Below are 22,233 nucleotides of genomic sequence, written 5' to 3' on the forward strand. Positions count from 1 at the left end.
ATGCCGCCATCGACCTCGGCTCCAACAGCTTTCATATGCTGGTGGTGCGCGAGGTCGCCGGTGCCCTGCGCACCGTCGCCAAGGTCAAGCGCAAGGTTCGCCTCGCAGCCGGGCTCGATCCGGAATTTCGTCTCAGCCGTGCCGCCATGGAGCGGGGCTGGGACTGTTTGCGTCTCTTCTCCGAACAGTTGCAGGACATTCCGGCCGACAATATCCGGGTGGTGGGCACCGCAACCTTGCGGCTTGCCACCAACGTCGACGAGTTCCTCAGCGAAGCGGAACGGGTACTCAACCACAGCATCGAGATCATCTCGGGCGAGGAAGAGGCCAAGACCATCTATGAAGGGGTCTCCTGGACCTCTGCCGGGGAAGGCAACCGGCTGGTGATCGACATCGGCGGTGCCAGTACCGAACTGGTGATCGGCGAACACAGCGAAGCAAAACTGCTCAACAGCCTGCACATGGGCTGCGTCACCTGGCTCAACAATCACTTTGGTGATGGCGAGCTCTCCGAAGCCCGTTTCGAGCAGGCGATTGCTGCCGCCAAGGCGGTGCTGGAGAAGGTGGCGGAAGATTACCGCGTCCTCGGCTGGCGTACCTGTGTCGGCGCCTCCGGCACGGTGCAGGCGCTGCAAGAGATCATGCTGGCGCAAGGGAAGAGCGAGCGGGTCACCCTGCCGAAACTGCAGGAGCTGATGGGTCAGGCCATCGCCTGCGGCAAGCTCGACCGGCTGCAACTGGAAGGGCTGGCGGCCGAGCGGCTGACCGTGTTCCCCTCCGGCCTCGCCATCCTGATTGCCATCTTCGAAACCCTCGATATCGAGAGCATGACCCTCGCGGGTGGCGCCCTGCGTGAAGGACTGATCTACGGTCTGCTTGGCAACAATCACGACTGTGATGCCCGCGATCGCACTGCCGACAGCCTGATCAATCGCTACCAGCTGGACAAAGAACACGCCGAACGGGTGCGCGACACCGCCGTCGAGGCGTTCAACCAGCTGCAACCAGCCTGGCGACTCTCCAAACGCTACGGTCGCCCGATTTTGCGTTATGCCGCCCTGCTGCACGAGATTGGCCTCTGTATCGAATACAAGAAGGCGCCGCAACACGCAGCCTACATCATCGACAACATCGACATGCCGGGCTTTACCCCTGCGCAAAAGAAGCTGTTGTCGGCCCTGCTGTTCAACCAGCGGGACGAATTCAAGCTGGAACCACTGGAGAAACAGGGTGCAGTCACCGGTCGTCAGGCGATCCGGCTGGCCCGTATCCTGCGCATCGCCCTGATCCTCTGCATGCGCCGCACCCAGGGCACAGTGCCCAGCTTCACCCTGCAGGCAGAAGAGGAGTCACTGATCCTGACCCTGCCCAAGGGCTGGATGGATGAACACTACCTGCGCGCCAGCGAGCTGCGCTTTGAAGTGGAACGCCAGCAGAAGATGGGCTGGCCCACCCGCCTGCTGGAAGCCTGATTGGGCCACGCCCAATCAGTGCCCCGGCGTTCCGACAATCTCTTTCGCAGCCAACACTGGTGCTACTCAGGCCTGCACCTTGATGTTATTGGGCTGACGGGCAGATCCCGCCCTTGCGTCTGGGCCCAGCCTCCCCTTCATGACCAACGTTCGACTAGAGTTGGGGTGTCTTCATAACCAACCGGAATGGACGCCATGAAATCCTTGACTCTGATCGGACTGACCACCCTGCTCACCGCCTGCGGCGGTGGTGGCGACAGCAATAGCCAACCACAACCAGCCCAGCTCTCGCTGGCCTTCTCCGACGCCCCGGTGGATGTGGTCAGCAAGGTCTGCATCGCCGTCGCCAACATCAGCATCCACCCCGTCGCCGGCAACGAACAGATCTGGACCACCGCCAGTTTTCTCACCTCGGCCCAGGACGATGGCTGCACCCCGAGCGGCGAGACGATACCGCTCGACAGTGCAGACCGGCCGCAGTTCACCTACATCGACCTGCTGAGTTATCAAGGATCCGCCAGTCGCCCCCTGCTGTCCGGTCAGAGCGTGATGCCCGGTGACTACAGCCAGATGAGGTTGCGGATACTGGATGGACGGGAGGTCAGCAACCAATTTCTGAATGGCACCCCCTACTCCTACGTCAAACGGGATGATGGGGGGATCAAGCCGCTGGAAGTGCCAAGCAGCGAGCTCAAGCTGGATGCCTTCACCATCGCAGCAAACGGCCTCAGCGCCTTCACCACCGAGTTCGACCTGCGCCAGGCCATGGTGCTGCCCGGCCACGAGCAGTACTACAAGCTCAAGCCCAGAGGGGTGCGGCTGGTGAATAACACCCAGGTCACCATCGTCAGGGGCACGGTAGCAGCTGGCTTGTGTGGCGGCCTGCTGACCGACAAGGCTTTCGTCTACTTCTACCAACCCAGAAGTGACGACAACTACCCCGACATGGCGGACAGCGACAACGGCTTCTATGCCAGCGCGCCCGTGTTGCCGCAAAGCGGTGGCGGCTTTGGTTACGAGTTGGGATTTGTTAATCTCGGCAGCTGCGATCTGGCGCTGGTCTGCAATGGCCACGAGGACGATCCGGCGCTGGCTGGCGACCCGCTGCAACTGGAACAGGTGCAGAAAGCCCAGGCGGTGGTGGCGCCCGCCACCAGCATCAACTTCCAGTAACCGGCGACAAGAGGACAACCCGCACATGAGCACCTACCAACCCATCAGTTGCGATCTCTACGACTGGCTGGAGATCGCCGCCAGCTGGCAGTTGCCGGTCACCCTCACCGACCGAGATGGCCGCCAGTGGGCGGACAAGATCCGCACCATCGAGGCCAGAGAAGGGATCGAGTACCTGCTGCTGCACAGTGGCGAACGGCTCAGTCTGGCGGAGCTGGTCACCATGGTGCTCAGCTGGCAGGGAGAGGAGAAGCTGATCCGCTTCGCTCCACCAGCCCAGTCAGACGGCCAATAGATGGCAAGAGGGCCAACCCCATCGGGTTGGCCCTCTTCTTTTACCCCTCGCGTGCGGCGTTATCCCGCCAGCGCCGCCATCACATAGACGTCAAAGCGGTTGCTCTTGGTCTCGATAGCCATGCTGGGTTTGTGCTCATTGAGCCAGCCAGCATAGTCCGGTCGCTTCACCACTACCCGCTTTTGTGCCATCTTCAGCGCCGCCGGCAGCAGGGCATCGGCGTCAAGATCCGGCCCCACCAGCGACTGAAACACCCGCATCTCTTTTTTCACCAGCGCCGACTTCTGTTTGTGGGGGAACATGGGGTCGAGGTAGATGACGTCAGGCCGCTCGGTTAGCCCTAGCAAGGTCTCCACCGCCGGGCCGTGCAGCAACTGCATCCGCTCGCGCACCCAGGGGCCAATCTCCGGGTCTTCGGCGGCTCGAGCCAGACCATCCTGCAGCAGGGCGGCTACCACAGGGCTGCGTTCGATCAGGGTCACCTTGCAGCCAAGAGAAGCCAGAACGAAGGCATCACGCCCCAGTCCGGCAGTGGCATCCACTACGGTCGGTGTGGCGCCGGCCTTGAGCCCCACTGCCTTGGCGATGGACTGGCCACGACCGCCGCCAAATTTGCGGCGATGGGCGACGGCCCCTTCGACGAAATCCACATAGACGGCACCCAGCTTGGGCTCGTCCAGCTTGCGCAGTTCCAACCTTTCCGGGGTAAACACCAGGGCAAACTGGGGAAGGTCGAGCTGGGGAAGGTCGAGCTGGGCAAGCTGGCTGGCCAGCGCGTCTGCCTGCGCGGCCTTGGCGGGGTCTTCGAGGAGGATTTGCATGGTCTCTGGATGCGTTCTAAGTTCAGTGAACCGAGTGTACCACAGCCCCTTCAAGTCGCTGTAGGGAGGAAATCCCATGAACCTGTTCATTGCCCTGCTCCTCGCCGCCCAGAGCGGCACAAACCTGAAGGTCTGCGGCGTAGACTGGCCTCCCTTTTCCTATGCCGAACAGGGCAACCTGAAAGAGGGCATTTCGGTGGAGATCCATCAAGAGGTGGCGCGCCGCCTTGGCATGCACCTCACCCTGCTTGAACTGCCTTGGGGGCGCTGCGAGCAATATGTCAGCACCCAGTTGGCGGATGGCATTCTCGACAATGCCCCTCTCCCCGGTTGCTATCACTCTGACCTTGCCACCGCCTTCTATCCTCTGGCAGCCTATGTGCGTACCGACAGTCCGTTACAGAACTTCTCGTGGGAGATGGCCAAGGGGCTGAAAGTAGGGATGGTCAGGGGCTATGACTATACCGACAAGATCAGGAACTTCACCGGATGGGACCCCATCAAGGCCCATTCAGACAAGCAGTTGCTGCTGTTGCTTGAGAAGAGCCGGGTTGACCTCATCATCCTCGACTACTTCTCGGCCCCCATCCTCTCCAGGGAGCAGGACGTCAAGATCCGCCCCCTCACCCCCTTTATCGACTCGACACCGCTCTACCTCTGTTTTGGCAAGCAGAAAGCAGACCTGTTGCCTGCCTACAACAAGGCGCTGCAACAGATGCTGGATGAAGGGGTACTGGATCGCATCTATCTGCGCTATCTCGGCGAGAATTACCGGACACTGCAAACGAAGCAGGCAGAGATGACATCGAAGGAGTAAACCCCCTAACTGATCTGCAGAAACATCCCCTTGTCATTGAGCTGCAGATATTCGGTGAGATCGTCATAGGCCAGCGGGCGGCTGAGCAGATAACCCTGGGTGAAGGCACACCCCTTCTGACAGAGGAAATTGAGTTGCTCGCGGGTTTCTACCCCCTCAATCACCACCTGCATACCGAGGTTGTGCACTATGTTGATGATGCCGTCCAGCAGCATCCGATCCTGCTCGTTGAAGGGGATATGGCGCACAAAAGAGCGGTCGATCTTGACCAGATCCACCGGGAAAGAGCGCAGATAGTTGAGGGCCGAGTAGCCGGTACCGAAATCATCGATAGCCAGCTTGCAACCCGCCTCGCGCAGGGCATCGATCCGCACCCTGTGCTGATCACTGCTCTCCATCAGCAGAGATTCGGTGATTTCGATGACGATGTCGGCAGGATCGAGCCCGAAGTGCTGGATCACCTTGAGCCACTCGCTCGCCTCGGGGTCGATAGTCTGGAACTCCATGGTGGAGCGGTTGATCGACATCTGCAGATCAGGGAAGCCGGACTGCTGCAACCGAGCCAGATCCCGGCATGATTGCCACAACACCAGCGCACCCAGCCCCTGAATCAACCCCGCCTCTTCCGCCAGCGGGATAAACTCGGCTGGCGACACCTGTCCCCATTGGGGGTGATACCAGCGCACCAGCGCCTCCAGCTTGGCGACCCGTCCGCTGCGATTGTCCCAGATCGGCTGGTAGGCCATGGTTAACTGCTCCAGCTTGATCGCCTCCGCCAGATCCTGCTGCATCTGGTGGCGCTGACGCACCTCTTCCCGCATTGAGGAGCAGTAGGTACCGATCAACCGCCCCTGCCGCTTGGCGGCAAACAGCGCTTGTTCGGCGTTGCGCAGCAGCTCGTCACTCTCGCTACCATCGACGGGGCAGAGGGTCATCCCCACGGTTGCCGTAACATAGAGATGCTGGTTGGCCAGCATAAAGGGCCGGGCGAAACTGCCGATCACCTGCTTGGCAAACACTTCGGCCTGACGACGGGTGACGATGCCTGGCACCAGAAAGGCGAACTCGTCGCCACCGATGCGGGCCACCAGGTCCTCGGTGCGCACCCGGCTCACCAGCCGGTCCGACACCTCCCGCAACAGGGCGTCACCGGCATGGTGATCCATGCTGTTGTTGACCGCCTTGAAGTTGTTGAGGTCGAGCACCATCAAGGCGAAGCGCTCGCCCCGCTCGCAGAAGCGGCTGAGACAGCGACTGAACAGCCAGCGGTTGGGCAGGCTGGTGAGGTTGTCATAGTTGGCCTGTGCGGCGATCTTCTGCTCGGCCAGTTTGGTTTGGGAGAGGTCGCTGAAGATGGCGATGTACTGGCTGATCCTGCCCCCTTCCCGCAGGGTGCTAATCATCAACTGCTGTGGATAGAGCTTGCCATTCTTGCGCTTGTTCCACACCTCACCACGCCATACCCCCACCCGCTCCAGCGCGTGGTACATGTCGGCATAGAAGGTCTGATCGTGCAGCCCCGACTTGAGCAGGCTGGGGCGCTGGCCCCGCACCTCGTCACTGCTGTAGCCGGTAATCTGCTCGAAGGCCGGATTGACCGAGATGATGCGGCTATCGGCATCACAGACCAGGATCGCCTCGGAGAGATTGTCATAGACCCGGTGGGAGAGCTTGAGCTGCTCCGCATGGCGCTTGAGAGGATCGATCTTCTCCAGCAGCACCATCAGGTAGTCCGGCTGCTGCTGCTTGTCACGGATCAGGGTGACGGTTACCCGCCCCCACAAGATCTGCCCCCCCTTGCAGAAGTAGCGCTTCTCCCGGGTGAAACTGCTGCGCTCGCCACGGCGGATCTCTTCGTAGCAAACGAGGCTGCCCTGCCAATCCTCGGGATGGTTGATGTCGGAGATGGATCGCTGCAGCAACTCGTCGAGGGGATAGCCAAGCATCTGCTCGATGGCCGGGTTGGCCCAGAGGATACGGCCAGCCAGATCCAGCTTACCGATCCCCACCGGAGCCTGGAACAGCATGCTCTGCAATGCATGGGACGGTTCAGGCAGAGGGGGGGGCAGCTGTCGTTGCAGCATCAGCGCCAGCTCACGACCCGCCAACGGAGCCAGCAACCGGAGTAACCCAATCACCTTGCTCATATTGGCCTGCGGCAGACGATAAAGCAGGGCGCAGATACCTATGGTCTCGCCATCTGCATTCCTGAGGGCAATCCCGGCATAGGCCTGAGGTTGCCACTCCTGTGCAAGGGGAACGTTGGCAAAGAGCTGAAGCAGACGATCGCTGAACCAGGCTTCCCCCTCCTGCCAGGTAATGGCATCGGGAGAGTCAGTCAGTGGCAGCGTCAGGGTATCGGGGTCAAGAGAGGAGGGATGGGCAGCCTGAACCGTCAGGTGGGTAGCATTTGATTCCCTGCTGACGATCAGGACGACATCAGCCATCACAGCAGCGGCGATTTCACTCACAAAGGTATCGAAATATCCCTGGCCGCTCGAATGAGCCAGACTGGAGATGATTTGATAGACGGAATCGAGTGCTCGCCTCATGGCAAGTGGCTTTCTCTCCTTGAAGGTTAGAACACGACTCTACTGAAGAGCCGTGGGCAGTGCAAATATGCAATCAGCAAGATATTAAAAAGCCTTGAAAAAAGGGACCAAAAGGTCCCTTTTTGTCGCAGAAATCACGACTCGATCCCACTATGCCGCAAAACAGTGTACCTGGTTGAAGCTCACACAGGCGGCGGGTCAGGAATCTCAGGCAGCGATCCCGCTGTGTCGCAGCAGTGCATCCACCTTGGGCTCACGGCCACGGAAGGCTCGGAACAGCTCCATCGGCTCCTTCGAGCCCCCCTTCTCCAGAATATTCTTCAGGAAGGATTGGCCGGTCGCCGGGTTGAAGATCCCCTCCTCCTCGAAGCGGGAGAAGGCATCGGCAGAGAGCACCTCGGCCCACTTGTAGCTGTAGTAGCCCGCTGCATAGCCGCCCGCGAAGATGTGGGAGAAGCTGTGCTGGAAGCGGTTGAACGCCGGTGGCGTCATCACTGCTACCTGACTGCGCACCTCATCCAGCAGCGCCGGAAGCTGCGCCGGATTGGCCGGATCAAACTCCTGATGGAGACGGAAGTCGAACAGGGCGAACTCCAGCTGGCGTAGCATCTGCATGGCGGCCTGGAAGTTGCGGGCGGTCAGCATCTTCTCCAACAGATCGGCAGGCAGCGGCTCGCCTGTCTCGTAATGGCCGGAGATAAAGGCCAGCGCCTCGGACTCCCAGCACCAGTTCTCCAGGAACTGGCTCGGCAGCTCCACCGCATCCCACGCCACGCCGTTGATACCGGCGACACCGGCCACATCGATGCGGGTCAGCATGTGGTGAATGCCGTGGCCAAACTCGTGGAACAGGGTGACCACTTCGTTGTGGGTGAACAGCGCAGGCTTGCCATCCACCGGGCCGTTGAAGTTGCAGGTCAGGTAGGCCACCGGTTTTTGCAGCGAGCCATCCTGACGGTAGCGACGACCCAGACAGACATCCATCCAGGCCCCGCCCTGCTTGTGCTCGCGGGCGTAGAGGTCGAGGTAGAAGCTGCCGCGCAGCTCGTCGTCGGCATCGAAGATGTCGTAGAAGCGCACGTCAGGATGCCAGGTGTCGATGCCGAGGCGCTCGCGCACCTTCATGCCGAACACCCGCTTCACCACTTCGAACAACCCCTTCACCACCTTGCTGGCGGGGAAGTAGGGGCGCAGCTGCTCGTCAGAGATGGAGAACTTGTGCTGTTTGAGCTTCTCGGCGTAGTAGGCGAGATCCCAGGCTGCCAGCTCGCTCTGACCGTGCTGCTCGGCGGCGAAGGCGCGGATCTCCTCCAGCTCGGCCTTGCCTTGCGGCAGGGATTTGGCCGCCAGATCGGTGAGGAAGCTCACCACCTGTTCGGTCTTGTCCGCCATCTTGGTGGCCAGGGAGAGCTCGGCATAGTTGGCAAAGCCCAGCAGCTGGGCCAGTTCGCGGCGCAGGGTGAGCAGCTCGCTCATGATGGCGGAGTTGTCCCACTTGCCCGCATTGGGGCCCTGATCGGAGGCACGAGTGGTGAAGGCTTCGTACATCTCGGCGCGCAGCTCGCGGTTGTCGGCATACATCATCACCGGCAGATAAGAGGGGATATCAAGAGTGAACAGCCACCCCTCTTTGCCTTTAAGTTCAGCCATCTGACGGGCAGCGGCACGCACGCTGTCGGGCAGACCGGCCAATTCGGCTTCATCGGCCACCAGCTTGTGCCAGCCCTGGGTGGCATCCAGCACGTTGTTGCTGAAACGGGATGCCAGCTCGGAGAGGCGGGCCTGAATTTCGCCGTAACGCTGCTGCGCCTCGGCAGGCAGACCGATGCCGGAGAGGCGGAAGTCACGCAGGGTATTCTGGATCTCCTTGCGCTGGGCGCCGCTGAGCAGCGGGAAATCATCGCTCTGGGAGAGGGCCAGATAGGCCTGATAGAGCCCTTCATGCTGACCAACATAGGTCTGGAATTCGGAGAGCAGCGGCAGGCAGGCATCATGGGCCTCGCGCAGCGCTTCGCTGTTGAGTACGGAGTTGAGGTGGCTGACCGGTGACCAGATCCGTGACAGGCGGTCATTTACCTCTTCCAGCGGGGCAATCAGGCTATCCCAGGTATGGGGATCACGCTGGGCCAGCACATCGCTGATCTTCTGCTTGCAGTCAGCAATCGCCTGAATCACGGCAGGCTGAACCTGCTCCGGCTTGATCTGGCTGAAAGGGGGCAGCGAATCCATTGTCAGCAAAGGGTTATTCATCCCGGTTACCTCTTGTTTGGTCTTGAACAGACCGCTTTAGCAGCTCTGTATGGCTTTCTAACATGTGGCCAAGCCACGCAATAATCAAGCGGGAATCCGCCGCAACCCTGTACTTTTCCAGCCATTGCGACCCGGATCTCTGCCGTTGCTGCAGTTTTGCCATCAACAGCCAGTAACAGAATGAATCTGTGGGCCTTTTTTGGCTCTTACCGCTACTTTCAAGGGGCAAAAAGTCGCCATTTACCGGCGCCACAGCTGCCAGCCAAGTACCCTCATGCTCAATCATGGAAACGGATAAAATGTGGGGGCGTGTAACAAATTATCAATATTTTTCAGTTAATTAGAATCAAAACCAACTATTGATTAATTTATTTTCAAGCATCTATCATAGGCAACCTGCCATGCAGGTCACTTGATTCTCTGTGCTGCACAGAAATCGGGTGAAAAAGGCAAAGTGACCCGAAAGGGCGCGACGCAAAGCCACCGGTCTAAGGGAAAACACCTATGACAGCGGGGCTGCCCCCGGGGACGTCCGATCACAATCGACGCCCCATTTGCACCGTACGGAGAGACGATGAACAAACTCAAATTATCCTTGCTTGGCTGCCTGCTCGGCATGGGCGCCCCCATGGCATATGCCGCCAGTGCCGGTCAGGCGATGGTCAACCCCCAGTCCGGCGTAGTGGTCGGCTACTGGCACAACTGGTGTGACGGCTCGGGCTACAAGGGCGGTATCGCCCCCTGCGTCAAGCTCGATCAGGTCAACCCGCAATACAACGTGGTCGATGTCTCCTTCATGAAGGTGTATGGCAGCGATCCCATCCCCACCTTCAAGCTCGACCCGGCCATCGGCATGAGCGAAAGCCAGTTTATCGAGCAGATTGCCGAGCTGAACCGTCAGGGCCGTGCCGTGCTGCTGGCGCTGGGCGGTGCCGATGCACACATCGAGCTGCGCAAGGGTCAGGAGCAGGCCTTTGCCGACGAGATCATCCGTCTGGTGGAGACCTACGGCTTCGACGGGCTGGATATCGATCTGGAGCAGGCCGCCATCACCGCCGCCGACAACCAGACCGTGATCCCGGCGGCCCTGCGGCTGGTCAAGGATCACTACCGCGCCCAGGGGAAAAACTTCCTCATCACCATGGCGCCGGAGTTCCCCTATCTGACCCAGACTGGCGCCTACATCCCCTATATCCGCAATCTGGAAGGCTACTACGACTGGATCAACCCCCAGTTCTACAACCAGGGTGGCGACGGTATCTACATCGATGGGATCGGCTGGATTGCCCAGAACAACGATGCCCTGAAAGAAGAGTTCATCTACTACATGGCGGATTCGCTGAGCAACGGTACCCGCGGCTTCTACAAGATCCCCCATGACAAGCTGGTGTTCGGCATTCCGACCAACATCGACGCAGCCGCCACCGGCTATGTGCAGGATCCGCAGAAGCTCTACAACGCCTTCAACCGCCTGAAGAGCGAGGGGCAACCGCTGCGTGGCGTGATGACCTGGTCCATCAACTGGGACATGGGCCGCAACGCCGCCGGTCAGTCCTACAACGAATCCTTCATCAAGAGCTACGGCCCCTTCATCCACGATCAGGAGATCACGCCCCCGGTCGACAACGGCAAGCCGGTGTTCAGCGGCCTGAGCGATACCCGCATCAAGCAGGGTACCGCCTTTGATCCGCTGGCCGGTGTCAGCGCCAACGACAAGGAAGATGGCGACCTGACTGGCCAGATCCAGGTAGAAGGCTCGGTAGACAGCCAGCGCATCGGCCTCTACCCCCTCACCTACAAGGTGAGCGATCGCGACAACAACGTCACCGAGCAGGTACGCACCATCGAGGTCTACAGCATGAAGCCGGTATTCAGCGGTGTCACCGACACCACGCTGGAACTGGGTACCGCTTTCGATCCGATGACCGGCGTCAGCGCCCATGATGAAGAAGATGGCGACCTGACCGCCCAAATCAAGGTCAGCGGCAACGTCGACAGCAGCAAGGTCGGCCGCTACACCCTCACCTATCAGGTGAGCGACAGCGCCGGTCAGCAGGTAACCCAGCAGCGCAACGTAACCGTCAGGGAGCAGGGCGCCGTCTGTGAAAACAGCTGGGATGCCAAGAAGGTCTATGTGGGCGGCGACATCGTCAGCCACAACGGCAAGAATTGGCTGGCCGGCTGGTGGACCCAGAACGAAGAGCCGGGCACCACGGGTGACTGGGGCGTCTGGCGCGTACAGGGCGACAGCGATTGCGGCGGCACAACGCCACCCGCCGAAGGCAGCAGCGACTTCACCGTCAGCGCCATGGCGAGCGAGTACACCATAGTCAACGGTCAGGCCAGCATCCGCTTCAACCTGACCACCGCCAACCCGGTACAGATCACCGCAACTCTGGAGCAGAGCGGCCACAGCCACGGTACCACCAGCAGCCAGGTGAACGGCACCAGCACCCTGATGCTGCAGGGCAGCAACGTCACCGATGGCAGCTACGACGTGGTCATCACCGGTCTGGCTGACGGCCAGCAGCCGGTGGTGCAACGCTTCCCGGTCACCCTGACCGAAGAGAGCGACAACGGCGGCAGCGATGGCGACTACCCGGCCTATGCCCCAAACACCAGCTATCAGGCCGGTGATCGGGTCAGCAATGCCGGTGGCAGCTACGAGTGCAAACCCTGGCCATACAGCGGCTGGTGTGGCGGCTCGACCGGCCACTATGCACCGGGTACCGGCAGCCACTGGAGCGATGCCTGGATCAAGCTGTAATCATCCGCTCGTGACCAAAAGAGAGCCATAACGACAGAGGGGGAGCCATCGGCTCCCCCTCTCGTTTATCTCTTCAACCCGGCTTAACGGGCATCTTCCTTCAGCCACTGCGCTACGCGCTTGGCGAAGTAGGTGAGGATGCCATCGGCCCCGGCCCGCTTGAAGCAGAGTAGAGACTCCATGATGGTCTCCTTCTCTTTCAGCCAGCCGTTCTGGATCGCCGCCATGTGCATGGCGTACTCACCGCTGACCTGATAGGCGAAAGTCGGCACGCCGAACTGATCCTTCACCTGACGAACCACGTCCAGATAGGGCATGCCCGGCTTGACCATCACGCTGTCGGCCCCTTCCTGAATATCCAGCGCCACTTCGTGCAGGGCTTCGTTGCTGTTGGCCGGATCCATCTGATAGGTGGCCTTGTTGCTCTTGCCGAGGTTGCCGGCAGAGCCGACCGCATCGCGGAACGGGCCGTAGTAGCAGGAGGCGTACTTGGCGGAGTAGGCCATGATCTGGGTGTTGATGAAGCCGTTCTCTTCCAGCGCAGCGCGGATGGCACCGATGCGGCCATCCATCATGTCGGACGGCGCGACTATATCGACCCCGGCTTCGGCGTGGGAGAGCGCCTGCTTGATCAGGATCTCGGTGGTGATGTCGTTCAGCACATAGCCTTCGTCATCGATGATGCCGTCCTGACCGTGGGTGGTGAACGGATCGAGCGCCACGTCGGTGATCACCCCGAGCTCCGGGAAGCGAGCCTTGAGGGCGCGCACGGTGCGCTGGGCCAGCCCGTTCGGGTTGTAGGCCTCTTCCGCCATCAGGCTCTTGCTCTCCAGCGGGGTGACTGGGAACAGGGCAATAGCAGGTACGCCCAGCTCCACCAGCTCGGCGGCTTCCTCCAGCAGCAGATCGATGGAGAGACGCTCCACCCCCGGCATTGAGGGAACGGCTTCCCGACGGTTCTCCCCCTCCAGCACGAACACCGGATAGATGAGATCGTTGACGGTCAGTACGTTCTCGCGCACCAGACGACGGCTGAAATCATGTTTGCGCAGACGGCGCAGGCGGCGGCCCGGAAAGGCGCCCGGAAGAGTTGTAGCCATGAATCACTCCTGGAGAGGAAGTTGGAAGAACGCGGCGGAGGTGGCCCGGGTATGGGCCAGCAAGGCCTCGGGTGCTTCACCACGACAGGCCGCCACCACCTGGGCGATGTGCGGCAAAAAAGCAGGTTCGTTGCATTTCGGGCGCGGTTTCAGATCCCGCGGCACCAGATAGGGGGCATCGGTCTCGATCATCAGCCGACCGGCCGGAATACGGGCCACCTGTTCGCGCAGCAGCTGGCCGCGGCGCTCGTCACAGAGCCAGCCGGTCACCCCGATATACAGCCCCAGCGCCAGACACTCGTCCAGCTCCTCGTCGGAACCGGTGAAGCAGTGCAGCACGGCTCCCGGCAGTCTGGGCAACCAGGGACGGAGGATCTCGATAAAACGGGCGTGGGCATCGCGACAGTGGAGAAACACCGGCATCCCGAGCTCGGCAGCCAGCGCCAGCTGGGCGTCGAATACCACATCCTGCACCGGGCGGGGGGAGAAGTCGCGGTTGTAGTCGAGGCCGCACTCGCCAATAGCCACCACCTGCGGCAGTGCTGCCAGCTCGCGCAAGGCGGGCAGGGTCGCCTCATCGACACTCTTGGCATCGTGGGGATGGACCCCGGCGGTGGAGAAGCAGTAGCCCGGCCAGCGGGCGGCCAACCCGGCGCTCTCGCGGCTGCCGTCCAGATCGGTACCGGTGAGGATCAGCGCTTCCACTCCGGCGGCGCGGGCGCGGGCCACCAGCTCAGGTTGTTCACCGGCGAACTGGCTGCTGGTCAGATTTAAGCCGATATCGATCATGGGATGAGACGTTCCGAACAAAAGGAATGCATATCAGGTATTTGAAAACCATCTACCGAATGGGGTCTTACCATACGCCTCGAACGGGAGCATGAAAAGAGGAAGGGAGCCTCAGCTCCCCTCGTTCTGCTATTCCTGCGGACGTCGTCATCCTCTCGCCGTCCGGCAAACAGGTGACGAACAGAGCCTCAGCTCTCCACATCCGGTTGTTCCTGTTGCTCTTCATCCTCTTTCTTCACGTAGAAGCGGGCGAAGAACAGACCTATCTCCCACAGCGCCCACATCGGAATGGCGAGCAGGGTCTGGGAGAAGACATCAGGCGGCGTCAGCAGCATGCCGACCACAAACACCCCGACGACAACGTAGGGACGTTTCTCCTTCAGGTTTTGCGGTGTGGTCACGCCAGTCCAGCAGAGCAGTATGGTGGCCACCGGAATTTCGAACGCCACCCCGAACGCGAAGAACAGGGTCAGTACGAAGTCCAGATAGCTGGCTATGTCGGTCGCCACCGTCACCCCGGCAGGGGCGGTACTGGTGAAGAAACCGAACACCAGCGGGAACACCACGTAGTAGGCGAACGCCATCCCCGCATAGAACAGTAGGGCACTGGAGACCACCAACGGCATGATCAGGCGCCGCTCATGCTGGTACAGACCGGGGGCGATAAAGGCCCAGGCCTGATAGAGCAGATAGGGGATCGCCACGAAGAAGGAGACCACCAGGGTCAGCTTGATCGGCGTCAGGAAGGGGGTCGCCACATCCGTCGCTATCATGCTGGTCCCTTCCGGCAGCTGGCTGAGCAGCGGCTGGGCCACGAAGTCGTAGATGTTGTTGGAGAAGTAGATCAGCGCCAGAAACACCACGAGGATGGCGGTAATGGAGCGCAGCAAACGGGTTCTCAGCTCAACCAGATGGCTGATCAGGGGTTGTTCGGCCTGACTCATGGCTTCACCTCCCCTTTTACTGCGGAGTCGCTGACCGGCACCGGCTCACTCTCCCGCTGGCTGTTGACCGGCGGCACGTCGTGGCTCAGCTGCACCGCAGGCTCCACCGGCGTGGCAGGCTCAGCCTGGACGACCGGCTCGGGGCGCGGCGGACGGATCTCGTTCTCCACCTGATAGGGGCGATTGACCGACTGGGCCGCCGCTTTGAGCTGTTCGATGGACTCCTGCAGCTCGGGGCTCAGGTTACTCATCTGCAACTGTTCGGCCTTCTTGAGGTCGTTATGCAGCTCTTGCAACTTGAGCTCCTGCTCCAGCTCGGACTTGACCGAGTTCGCGGTCGAACGAATGAGGCGGATCCAGTGGGTAGCCGTTCGGATGGCAACCGGCAGCCGCTCGGGCCCCAGTACCACCAGTGCTACCACACCGATAACGACCAGCTCCCAAAAACCGATATCGAACATGGCTTAGGCCTGGTCTTTGTCTTTCTGTTTGGCGGTCTCACTGCTCTGAGTGGCCGCTTCGTTCAGCTGTTTCGGGGGAAACTCGGCATCTTTCTGCTCGGCCTTGGCATCAGCCGGCTCGTCGGAGAGGGCTTTCTTGAACCCTTTGACCGCCGCGCCCAGATCACCGCCAATGCCGCGCAGTTTCTTGGTACCGAACAGCAGCACGACGATGACTGCAATGATCAACAATTGCCAAATACTGATACCACCCATGATTTTCTCTCCAGAACAGGCGCCTGACGGCGCGGTTGTTGATTAATGGGAACGGGTTCGCAACCAGCCGACCAGCCAGCAGAGGGCTGCACCGGCGAGACTGGCTTGTCCCCACTCAATGTGTTGTTTTTGGGTCAGCAAGAATACACCCGCCAATAGCAGGCTGGCTCCAACCCCTAAGAGGTAGCGGGCCTGCCCCTGCCGACGGCTGTGACGGCGGAACTCGGCAAACATCTGGTCGAAATGACGCTGCTGATGACGGGTCTGACGCAGGGTCTCATAGACCAGCTCCGGCAGCTCCGGCAGCTTCTCGGCCCAGAATGGCGCCTTCTCCTTGATGGCGTTCAATACCGACTTGGGCCCTACCTGTTCGTGCATCCAGTTTTCGAGGAACGGCTTGGCGGTCTGCCACAAATCGAGCTGCGGGTAGAGCTGACGCCCCAATCCTTCCACATAGAGCAGGGTCTTTTGCAGCAGCACCAGCTGTGGCTGCACCGTCATATGGAAGCGACGCGCGGTGTTGAACAGGTTGAGCAACACGTGACCGAACGAGATCTCGGAGAGCGGCTTCTCGAAGATGGGCTCCAGCACGGTGCGGATGGCGAACTCGAACTCGTCCACCTTGGTGTCTGCCGGTACCCAGCCCGACTCCACGTGCAGCTCTGCCACCCGACGATAGTCGCGGTTGAAGAAGGCGAGGAAGTTCTCCGCCAGATAGCGTTTATCTTCCCGATTGAGGGTACCGACGATGCCGCAGTCGATGCCGATCCAGAGCGGGTTTTCCGGATGTTCGTAAGAGACGAAGATGTTGCCCGGGTGCATGTCGGCATGGAAGAAGCTGTCGCGGAACACCTGGGTGAAGAAGACCTCTACCCCGCGCTCGGCCAGCAGCTTCATGTTGGTGCCGTTGGCTTCCAGCGCCGGTATATCGGAGACCGGAATACCGTAGATGCGCTCCATCACCAGCACCTGCTCGCGGCAGAGGTCGGTGATGATTTCAGGCACATAGAGCGCCTCGGAGCCGGTGAAGTTGCGGCGTAGCTGGATGGCGTTGGCCGCTTCGCGCATCAGATTCAGCTCGTCGAGGATGGTCTTGCGATACTCCTCCACCACCTCGATGGGGCGCAGCCGCGCGCTCTGGGGCACGAAGCGGGCCACCAGACGGGCCAGCGCCTGCATCAACCGCAGGTCAGCCTCGATGACAGGCTCGATGTCGGGACGGATCACCTTGATGACGATCTCGCGGCCACTCTCCTTCAAGCGGGCGGTATGTACCTGCGCGATGGAGGCCGACGCCAGCGGCGTCTCGTCAAAGTCATCAAACAGGGTTTCGATGGGACAACCCAGGCTCAGCTCGATCTGCTGGCGCGCCGCCTGACCACAGAAGGGGGGCACCCTGTCCTGCAGCAGGGCCAGCTCCTCGGCGATATCCGGCGGCAGCAGATCGCGGCGGGTCGAGAGCATCTGGCCAAACTTGATGAAGATGGGGCCAAGAGCCTCGAAGGCGAGGCGGATGCGGGCACCGCGGCTGAGATCCGGCTGCTTGTTCTTGAGCCAGAACAGGGAACGACGGGCCAGACGACCCGGCCAGGGCTGATAGCGGGCGGGCACCAGTTCGTCGATGCCCTGCTCCAGCAGGATGGTGATGATGCGATAGAGGCGTTTGAACTCCTTCGGGGTCATCAGGTCACCTGCTGTTCGAAGCGGGCCAGCCGCAGTTCGACGGCCTTGAGCTGCTGGGCCAGCACCTCGACGTCATCGTTGAAACTAGCCACTTCCAGCGGGCCGGGGGCGAGGCGGGCCTCTTCGGTCAGATATTCCGCCAGCTGGCTGCGGGTGCGGCACAGCTCGCGACCGACCAGGCGACGCGCCTGACGGGCACCGCTGAACAAGGTGTGGGCCAGCACGTCGCCGGTATAGCGCGACAGCTCCTCTTCCCAGTCGATATCCAGCTCACCCAGCAGCACGCTGAATGCCTGTACCAGCTGGGGATCACCGCTCAGATCCAGCTTCTCCTCGCGGATATAGCGGGTCAGAGCGGACGGGTCTTTCAGCAGACCGAGGGCGGTCAGCGACAGGCTGAGCACCGCATCGGCCTCCCCTTCATGCTGGGCCAGCACATCCAGTCGACGCTCGGAGAAGACGAACCAGAGCGGCTTGAGTTCACGCAGCTCCAGCTTGAGCACCTTGCCCACCAGTTTGCGCAGCCGCTCCGGGCTCTGTTTGTCCAGCGCCAGCAACTGGTTGAGGCTGGTTTCGATCACCGCGGTGACCATGGCATCCATCGGCATAGGCAACCTTAAAACTTGTAACCGCGGTGCAGGGCGACCACACCCTGAGTCAGATTGAAGTACTCCACCTGCTCGAAACCGACATTTTCCATCATGCCTGCCAGAGTCTGCTGATCCGGGTGCATGCGGATGGACTCTGCCAGATATTTGTAGCTTTCACTGTCGTTCGCGACAATTTCGCCCATTTTCGGCAGCAATTTGAAGGAGTAGAGATCATAGAGCTTGGCGATCACTTCACTGACCGGCTTGGAGAACTCCAGCACCAGCAGACGGCCACCCGGCTTGAGCACCCGGAACATGGAGGCGAGCGCCTTGTCCTTGTCGGTGACGTTGCGCAGGCCGAAACCGATGGTAATCACATCGAAGTGGTTATCCGGGAAGGGGAGCGCCTCGGCATTGGCCTGCACGTAGGAGACGTTGTTGGCGACCCCCAGATTGCGCAGCTTGTCGCGGCCCACTTTCAGCATGGAATCGTTGATATCCGCCAGCACCACCTGACCAGTCTCGCCGACGATGCGGGAGAACTTGGCGGTCAAGTCACCGGTACCTCCGGCCAGATCCAGCACCTTCTGGCCCTTGCGCACACCGGAACAGTCGATGGTGAAGCGCTTCCACAGGCGGTGGATGCCGAACGACATCAGATCGTTCATCAGATCATACTTGGCTGCCACCGAATGGAAGACACCTGCTACCAGAGTTTCCTTCTCGGTCGCGGCCACGGTTTTAAAGCCAAAATGCGTTGTCGTTGCTTGTTCTGACATCCCTTAAACACCCATAGAGCAAAGAATGGCCGCCAGTTTACCAGAGCCACTGGCGTCCGGACACCTTAAACCCGGCTCGCAACCAACTGCATGCCCAGCACCACCATGGCCAGACAGAGGAAGAGATTGAGACCGATATTGAGCAGCGCTTTCAGATAGGCTCCATGTTGAGCCAGCACTACCGTATCGAGGGCAAAGGAAGAAAACGTGGTCAGGGCACCGAGGATCCCCACCATCAGCAGCGGCTTCATCGGGTGTTCTACCACATGACCGTGGCTGATGAGGGCGAACGCTACCCCCATGATGAAAGAGCCCACCACGTTGACCACCAGAGTCCCGTAAGGAAAGTGGCGCCCCAGCAGCAAGGCCATCAGTTCGGCAATCCCAAAACGAAGGCAGGCGCCGATGGCGCCCCCTGCAGCAACATAGAACCAGGTTTGCATGGTGTCACTCCCTCAGGGTCAGACCGCCATTATGTCGCAATGGCGGCCCTTGTGCCCAGAGGCGGAACTAATCGTCATCCAGCCTGATTGAAATCTCAGCGGCGAAAATCGATGGGCTCTGGCTCACCCAGCACGATTTCGGTCTGGGCCGGGCGGGTCTGGGCAATCACCTTGCCGTGGCGGATCGAGTAACGCACCGGCACCTGACGGCGCACCGCATCGAAGCCGTTGTCGGCAGGCAGGATCAACAGGTTGGCCGGTTTGCCCACCTCTATGCCATAACGATCCTGCACGTTCAGGGTGCGGGCGCTGTGGCTGCTGATCAGCTTCAGACCGTCGTTGATCTGCTCGTAGCCCATGATCTGGCAGACATGCAGCCCCATGTGCAACACCTGCAACATGTTGGCGGTGCCCATGGGGTACCAGGGATCGAACACATCGTCGTGACCGAAGCAGACGTTGATGTTCGCCTCCAGCATCTCCTTCACCCGGGTAATGCCGCGGCGTTTGGGATAGGTATCGAACCGTCCCTGCAGGTGAATGTTCACCAGCGGATTGGCCACGAAGTTGATGTCCGCCATCTTCAGCAGCCGGAACAGGCGGGAAGCATAAGCGCCGTTGTAGGAGTGCATGGCGGTGGTGTGACTGGCGGTGACTCTATGACCGATACCCCGCTCGTAGGCCAGGGTCGCCAGCGTCTCGATAAAACGGGACTGCTCGTCATCGATCTCGTCACAGTGCACATCGACCAAAACCTGATACTTCTCGGCAAGATCGAAGATGTAATGCAGACTTTCGACCCCATATTCCCGGGTAAACTCGAAGTGGGGGATCGCACCAATCACGTCGGCACCCAGCTTGAGCGCCTCCTCCAGCAGTGCCTTGCCATTCGGGTAGGAGAGGATCCCCTCCTGCGGGAAGGCGACGATCTGCAGCTCCACCCACTCCTTCATCTCTTCCCGCACTTCCAGCATCGCCTTGAGCGCGACCAGATTGGGATCGGAGACATCGACGTGAGTACGGACAAACTGGATGCCGTTGGCGATCTGCCACTTCAGCGTCTGGATGGCGCGCTGTTTCACATCCTCATGGGTCAGCAGCGCCTTGCGCTCGGCCCAGCGCTCGATCCCCTCGAACAGGGTGCCGGAGAGGTTCCAGCTCGGCTCGCCCGCTGTCTGGGTGGTATCGAGGTGAATGTGGGGTTCGATAAAGGGAGCGATCGCCAGACCGCCCTCCCCGTCCAGCACCCGACCGGCGACGGCATGTTCGTCATGGGGTTCGATGGCTGTGATGACCCCATCCTGACAACGGAGCTGCCACAACCCTTCCCGATCGGTCAAACGAATATGTTGAATCAGCATTTGCTAGCTTCCTGTACCAGAACCGGCCGCTGGGTGAGGCGAACCAGAATGAAATAGGTGAAGGCGGCGCCCAATACCGCGTTGAGTGGCACTATGCCCGGCAGCCACTTGCCGACAGCCACCCCGACTGCCGTGGCGACCAGCGCCTGCCAGCGCACCGTCTCGAACTGCTGATCGGCAAATTGACGGTAACGCTCACGATTGAGCAGGAAATCCATGATGATAATGCCACCGATCGGCGGAATTGCCGTACTCAAAAAGGCCAGCCAGCCGACAAAGTTGTTGTAAAGCCAGAGGGCGCAAGCGGTACCGATGAGGCCGTTGATCACGCTGAGCGGCTTGCTCTTGAGGCCGGTAATGTTGGCAAAACCGAGGCCGGAGGCATAGAGCGCGTTGTCGTTGGTGGTCCAGATATTGAGGCCCAGCACCAGAATGGCGGGGATCAGTAAACCCTGCATCAACATCACTTCCGATATATCGGCCTGCCCTGTCACCGCCGCACCGGCTGCGCCGAAGACGAACATTAGCGTGTTGCCCAAAAAAAACGCCACCATGGTAATCATGACGGCGCCCCAGGGTTTGCGACCAAATCGGACAAAGTCGGCGGTCAGAGTTCCTGCACTGATAAAGGAACCGACCACCATGGTCAGCGCCGTGGTGAACTCGATAGGATTGGTCGGTTGTACCTGCTGCAGCGCCGCCATGCCACCGGTCGAGGTCACCGCCAGCCAGACCGAGTAACCGCCGAGCAGCGCAATGGCCGGCACGGCCACAAAGCTCAGCACCATCAGGGCGGAGATCCCGAAGTAGACGGTCACCGTCATCAACATGCCCGAAATGGCGATCAGCCAGTTCACATCGATCCCAGTCGCCTTCTGTACCGGCAGGGCAAACATCGCCACGCCCACGCCAAACCAGCCGACCTGAGTGCCACCCAGCAGCAGGGATGGCAGCCAGGAACCTTTCACCCCAAACGAGTAGCGCGCCAACAGATGGGTAGAGAGACCGGTTGAGGCACCGATATAACCGAGACAAGCGGTGTAGATACCCAGCAGCAAGTTGCCGATCAGTACCGCCTTGATGAAGTCATCGAACACCAGCCCAGTGCCCAGCGCACCACCGGTCCACATGCTGGCAGAGAAGAAGGTCAGGCCGAGCATCACCAGCATCAACGACAGCACACCTTTGCGCCCTTTGGCGGGTACCGCCCCCAAACAGTATTCGTTATCCTGCGCCATGCTCTTTCTCCACGTAATAGGCAAAACGCGCCGGATTTTACATGTAAAACGTTTTACGTCAATCAATCATGGTTAAATCTCTGGATAAAACCATCAATAACAGTCAAATGAGTAACACACCGGGACTCAAATCAGCAGATAAACAGTGTCGGCTGCAAGCAGAGGGGGTTGTGGGAATAGGGAATGTAAGGGGATATCACAAAAATGACAGATGCAAAAAAGCCTCCCTTTTCAGGGAGGCTTTCTATTTAATGGTGCTGATACCCAGAATCGAACTGGGGACCTCATCCTTACCAAGGATGCGCTCTACCGACTGAGCCATATCAGCACACTAACCGGTAAAGACCACGCTGGGCGTAATCTTGAAATTGGGTGCCTGGCAGTGTCCTACTCTCGCATGGCGAATGCCACACTACCATCGGCGCTACCGCGTTTCACTTCTG

19 protein-coding genes, 1 tRNA gene and 1 riboswitch are annotated in these 22,233 nt (G+C 60.3%); of the genes, 5 read left to right on the top strand and 15 right to left on the bottom strand.

The window, feature by feature from the left end; all coding sequences use genetic code 11:
* The 3 genes from gppA to G5358_RS13225 form a co-directional block, all read left to right on the top strand.
* Positions 1 to 1,472 (top strand): guanosine-5'-triphosphate,3'-diphosphate diphosphatase (gppA, locus tag G5358_RS13215; protein ID WP_421324221.1); only part of this gene is annotated, 1,472 nt, incomplete at its 5' end.
* 195 nt (positions 1,473 to 1,667) lie between these two features.
* A complete protein-coding gene (locus G5358_RS13220) occupies positions 1,668 to 2,645 on the top strand; it encodes a DUF4382 domain-containing protein (RefSeq protein ID WP_421324222.1) in 978 nt (325 codons plus the stop codon).
* A 25-nt stretch (positions 2,646 to 2,670) separates the two neighbouring features.
* Positions 2,671 to 2,940, top strand: coding sequence for a Rho-binding antiterminator (locus G5358_RS13225; RefSeq protein WP_421324223.1), 270 nt, complete (start codon positions 2,671 to 2,673; stop codon positions 2,938 to 2,940).
* Positions 2,941 to 2,999: 59 nt separating this feature from the next.
* On the opposite strand, the gene G5358_RS13230 is transcribed toward G5358_RS13225, so the two are convergent.
* Positions 3,000 to 3,761 carry a class I SAM-dependent methyltransferase gene (locus tag G5358_RS13230; protein ID WP_421324224.1) on the bottom strand — a complete coding sequence of 254 codons (762 nt, stop codon included), beginning with the start codon at positions 3,759 to 3,761 and terminating at the stop codon, positions 3,000 to 3,002.
* A gap of 76 nt (positions 3,762 to 3,837) precedes the next feature.
* Here G5358_RS13230 and G5358_RS13235 point away from each other — a divergent pair, with 76 nt between their 5' ends.
* Positions 3,838 to 4,578 (top strand): transporter substrate-binding domain-containing protein, encoded by a 741-nt coding sequence (locus G5358_RS13235; protein WP_323913214.1) that lies wholly within the window; start codon positions 3,838 to 3,840, stop codon positions 4,576 to 4,578.
* Between the two features lie 5 nt (positions 4,579 to 4,583).
* Here the strand turns inward: G5358_RS13235 and G5358_RS13240 are convergent, their stop codons facing one another.
* Together G5358_RS13240 and prlC are read right to left on the bottom strand one after the other, a co-directional pair.
* Complete coding sequence (locus tag G5358_RS13240) at positions 4,584 to 7,130, bottom strand: putative bifunctional diguanylate cyclase/phosphodiesterase (RefSeq protein WP_421324225.1); 2,547 nt, start codon at positions 7,128 to 7,130, stop codon at positions 4,584 to 4,586.
* A gap of 207 nt (positions 7,131 to 7,337) precedes the next feature.
* Positions 7,338 to 9,380, bottom strand: coding sequence for an oligopeptidase A (gene prlC / locus G5358_RS13245; protein WP_042054692.1), 2,043 nt, complete (start codon positions 9,378 to 9,380; stop codon positions 7,338 to 7,340).
* Between the two features lie 438 nt (positions 9,381 to 9,818).
* Positions 9,819 to 9,904: riboswitch (cyclic di-GMP riboswitch) on the top strand.
* Positions 9,905 to 9,954: 50 nt separating this feature from the next.
* Between prlC and G5358_RS13250 the strand changes: the two genes are divergently transcribed.
* Positions 9,955 to 12,147 carry an immunoglobulin-like domain-containing protein gene (locus G5358_RS13250; RefSeq protein WP_421324226.1) on the top strand — a complete coding sequence of 731 codons (2,193 nt, stop codon included), beginning with the start codon at positions 9,955 to 9,957 and terminating at the stop codon, positions 12,145 to 12,147.
* An 83-nt stretch (positions 12,148 to 12,230) separates the two neighbouring features.
* Here G5358_RS13250 and hemB read toward each other — a convergent pair whose 3' ends face one another.
* The 12 genes from hemB to G5358_RS13310 form a co-directional block, all read right to left on the bottom strand.
* Positions 12,231 to 13,247, bottom strand: a complete 1,017-nt coding sequence (hemB, locus tag G5358_RS13255) for a porphobilinogen synthase (RefSeq protein WP_005357271.1) — start codon at positions 13,245 to 13,247, stop codon at positions 12,231 to 12,233.
* Positions 13,248 to 13,250: 3 nt separating this feature from the next.
* On the bottom strand, positions 13,251 to 14,036 hold the full coding sequence (locus tag G5358_RS13260) for a TatD family hydrolase (RefSeq protein ID WP_323913219.1): 786 nt from the start codon (positions 14,034 to 14,036) through the stop codon (positions 13,251 to 13,253).
* 188 nt (positions 14,037 to 14,224) lie between these two features.
* Complete coding sequence (gene tatC / locus G5358_RS13265) at positions 14,225 to 14,980, bottom strand: twin-arginine translocase subunit TatC (RefSeq protein WP_005342401.1); 756 nt, start codon at positions 14,978 to 14,980, stop codon at positions 14,225 to 14,227.
* The gene (gene tatB / locus G5358_RS13270) at positions 14,977 to 15,441 is read right to left on the bottom strand and encodes a Sec-independent protein translocase protein TatB (protein ID WP_113740661.1); all 465 of its coding nucleotides are present in this window, start codon (positions 15,439 to 15,441) and stop codon (positions 14,977 to 14,979) included. Before tatB ends, tatC begins: the two co-directional genes overlap by 4 nt.
* 3 nt (positions 15,442 to 15,444) lie before the next feature.
* Positions 15,445 to 15,696, bottom strand: coding sequence for a Sec-independent protein translocase subunit TatA (gene tatA, locus G5358_RS13275; protein ID WP_005339385.1), 252 nt, complete (start codon positions 15,694 to 15,696; stop codon positions 15,445 to 15,447).
* Positions 15,697 to 15,738: 42 nt separating this feature from the next.
* Positions 15,739 to 17,379: a ubiquinone biosynthesis regulatory protein kinase UbiB gene (gene ubiB, locus G5358_RS13280; RefSeq protein ID WP_005339383.1), complete on the bottom strand. Its 1,641-nt coding sequence runs from the start codon at positions 17,377 to 17,379 to the stop codon at positions 15,739 to 15,741.
* Complete coding sequence (locus tag G5358_RS13285; protein WP_005339380.1) at positions 17,379 to 17,987, bottom strand: ubiquinone biosynthesis accessory factor UbiJ; 609 nt, start codon at positions 17,985 to 17,987, stop codon at positions 17,379 to 17,381. The genes ubiB and G5358_RS13285 overlap by 1 nt, the downstream gene beginning before the upstream one ends.
* A gap of 8 nt (positions 17,988 to 17,995) precedes the next feature.
* The gene (ubiE, locus tag G5358_RS13290) at positions 17,996 to 18,748 is read right to left on the bottom strand and encodes a bifunctional demethylmenaquinone methyltransferase/2-methoxy-6-polyprenyl-1,4-benzoquinol methylase UbiE (protein WP_005342396.1); all 753 of its coding nucleotides are present in this window, start codon (positions 18,746 to 18,748) and stop codon (positions 17,996 to 17,998) included.
* A gap of 65 nt (positions 18,749 to 18,813) precedes the next feature.
* Entirely contained in the window at positions 18,814 to 19,191 is a 378-nt protein-coding gene (gene crcB / locus G5358_RS13295; protein WP_005339378.1) for a fluoride efflux transporter CrcB, read from the bottom strand.
* Positions 19,192 to 19,286: 95 nt separating this feature from the next.
* The gene (locus G5358_RS13300; protein ID WP_216952447.1) at positions 19,287 to 20,552 is read right to left on the bottom strand and encodes a cytosine deaminase; all 1,266 of its coding nucleotides are present in this window, start codon (positions 20,550 to 20,552) and stop codon (positions 19,287 to 19,289) included.
* The gene (gene codB, locus G5358_RS13305; RefSeq protein ID WP_216952449.1) at positions 20,546 to 21,790 is read right to left on the bottom strand and encodes a cytosine permease; all 1,245 of its coding nucleotides are present in this window, start codon (positions 21,788 to 21,790) and stop codon (positions 20,546 to 20,548) included. Before codB ends, G5358_RS13300 begins: the two co-directional genes overlap by 7 nt.
* 252 nt (positions 21,791 to 22,042) lie before the next feature.
* Positions 22,043 to 22,118: transfer RNA gene (locus G5358_RS13310), tRNA-Thr, on the bottom strand.
* Between the last annotated feature and the right edge of the window lie 115 nt (positions 22,119 to 22,233).

This window comes from Aeromonas sp. 604176, assembly GCF_049170755.1.
Classification (GTDB): Bacteria; Pseudomonadota; Gammaproteobacteria; order Enterobacterales; family Aeromonadaceae; genus Aeromonas; species Aeromonas veronii_A.

Coding starts and splice junctions, on each gene's coding strand:
- G5358_RS13220 (WP_421324222.1), top strand. CDS start 1,668: ATGAAATCCTTGACTCTGATCGGACTGACCACCCTGCTCACCGCCTGC.
- G5358_RS13225 (WP_421324223.1), top strand. CDS start 2,671: ATGAGCACCTACCAACCCATCAGTTGCGATCTCTACGACTGGCTGGAG.
- G5358_RS13230 (WP_421324224.1), bottom strand. CDS start 3,761: ATGCAAATCCTCCTCGAAGACCCCGCCAAGGCCGCGCAGGCAGACGCG.
- G5358_RS13235 (WP_323913214.1), top strand. CDS start 3,838: ATGAACCTGTTCATTGCCCTGCTCCTCGCCGCCCAGAGCGGCACAAAC.
- G5358_RS13240 (WP_421324225.1), bottom strand. CDS start 7,130: ATGAGGCGAGCACTCGATTCCGTCTATCAAATCATCTCCAGTCTGGCT.
- prlC (WP_042054692.1), bottom strand. CDS start 9,380: ATGAATAACCCTTTGCTGACAATGGATTCGCTGCCCCCTTTCAGCCAG.
- G5358_RS13250 (WP_421324226.1), top strand. CDS start 9,955: ATGAACAAACTCAAATTATCCTTGCTTGGCTGCCTGCTCGGCATGGGC.
- hemB (WP_005357271.1), bottom strand. CDS start 13,247: ATGGCTACAACTCTTCCGGGCGCCTTTCCGGGCCGCCGCCTGCGCCGT.
- G5358_RS13260 (WP_323913219.1), bottom strand. CDS start 14,036: ATGATCGATATCGGCTTAAATCTGACCAGCAGCCAGTTCGCCGGTGAA.
- tatC (WP_005342401.1), bottom strand. CDS start 14,980: ATGAGTCAGGCCGAACAACCCCTGATCAGCCATCTGGTTGAGCTGAGA.
- tatB (WP_113740661.1), bottom strand. CDS start 15,441: ATGTTCGATATCGGTTTTTGGGAGCTGGTCGTTATCGGTGTGGTAGCA.
- tatA (WP_005339385.1), bottom strand. CDS start 15,696: ATGGGTGGTATCAGTATTTGGCAATTGTTGATCATTGCAGTCATCGTC.
- ubiB (WP_005339383.1), bottom strand. CDS start 17,379: ATGACCCCGAAGGAGTTCAAACGCCTCTATCGCATCATCACCATCCTG.
- G5358_RS13285 (WP_005339380.1), bottom strand. CDS start 17,987: ATGCCGATGGATGCCATGGTCACCGCGGTGATCGAAACCAGCCTCAAC.
- ubiE (WP_005342396.1), bottom strand. CDS start 18,748: ATGTCAGAACAAGCAACGACAACGCATTTTGGCTTTAAAACCGTGGCC.
- crcB (WP_005339378.1), bottom strand. CDS start 19,191: ATGCAAACCTGGTTCTATGTTGCTGCAGGGGGCGCCATCGGCGCCTGC.
- G5358_RS13300 (WP_216952447.1), bottom strand. CDS start 20,552: ATGCTGATTCAACATATTCGTTTGACCGATCGGGAAGGGTTGTGGCAG.
- codB (WP_216952449.1), bottom strand. CDS start 21,790: ATGGCGCAGGATAACGAATACTGTTTGGGGGCGGTACCCGCCAAAGGG.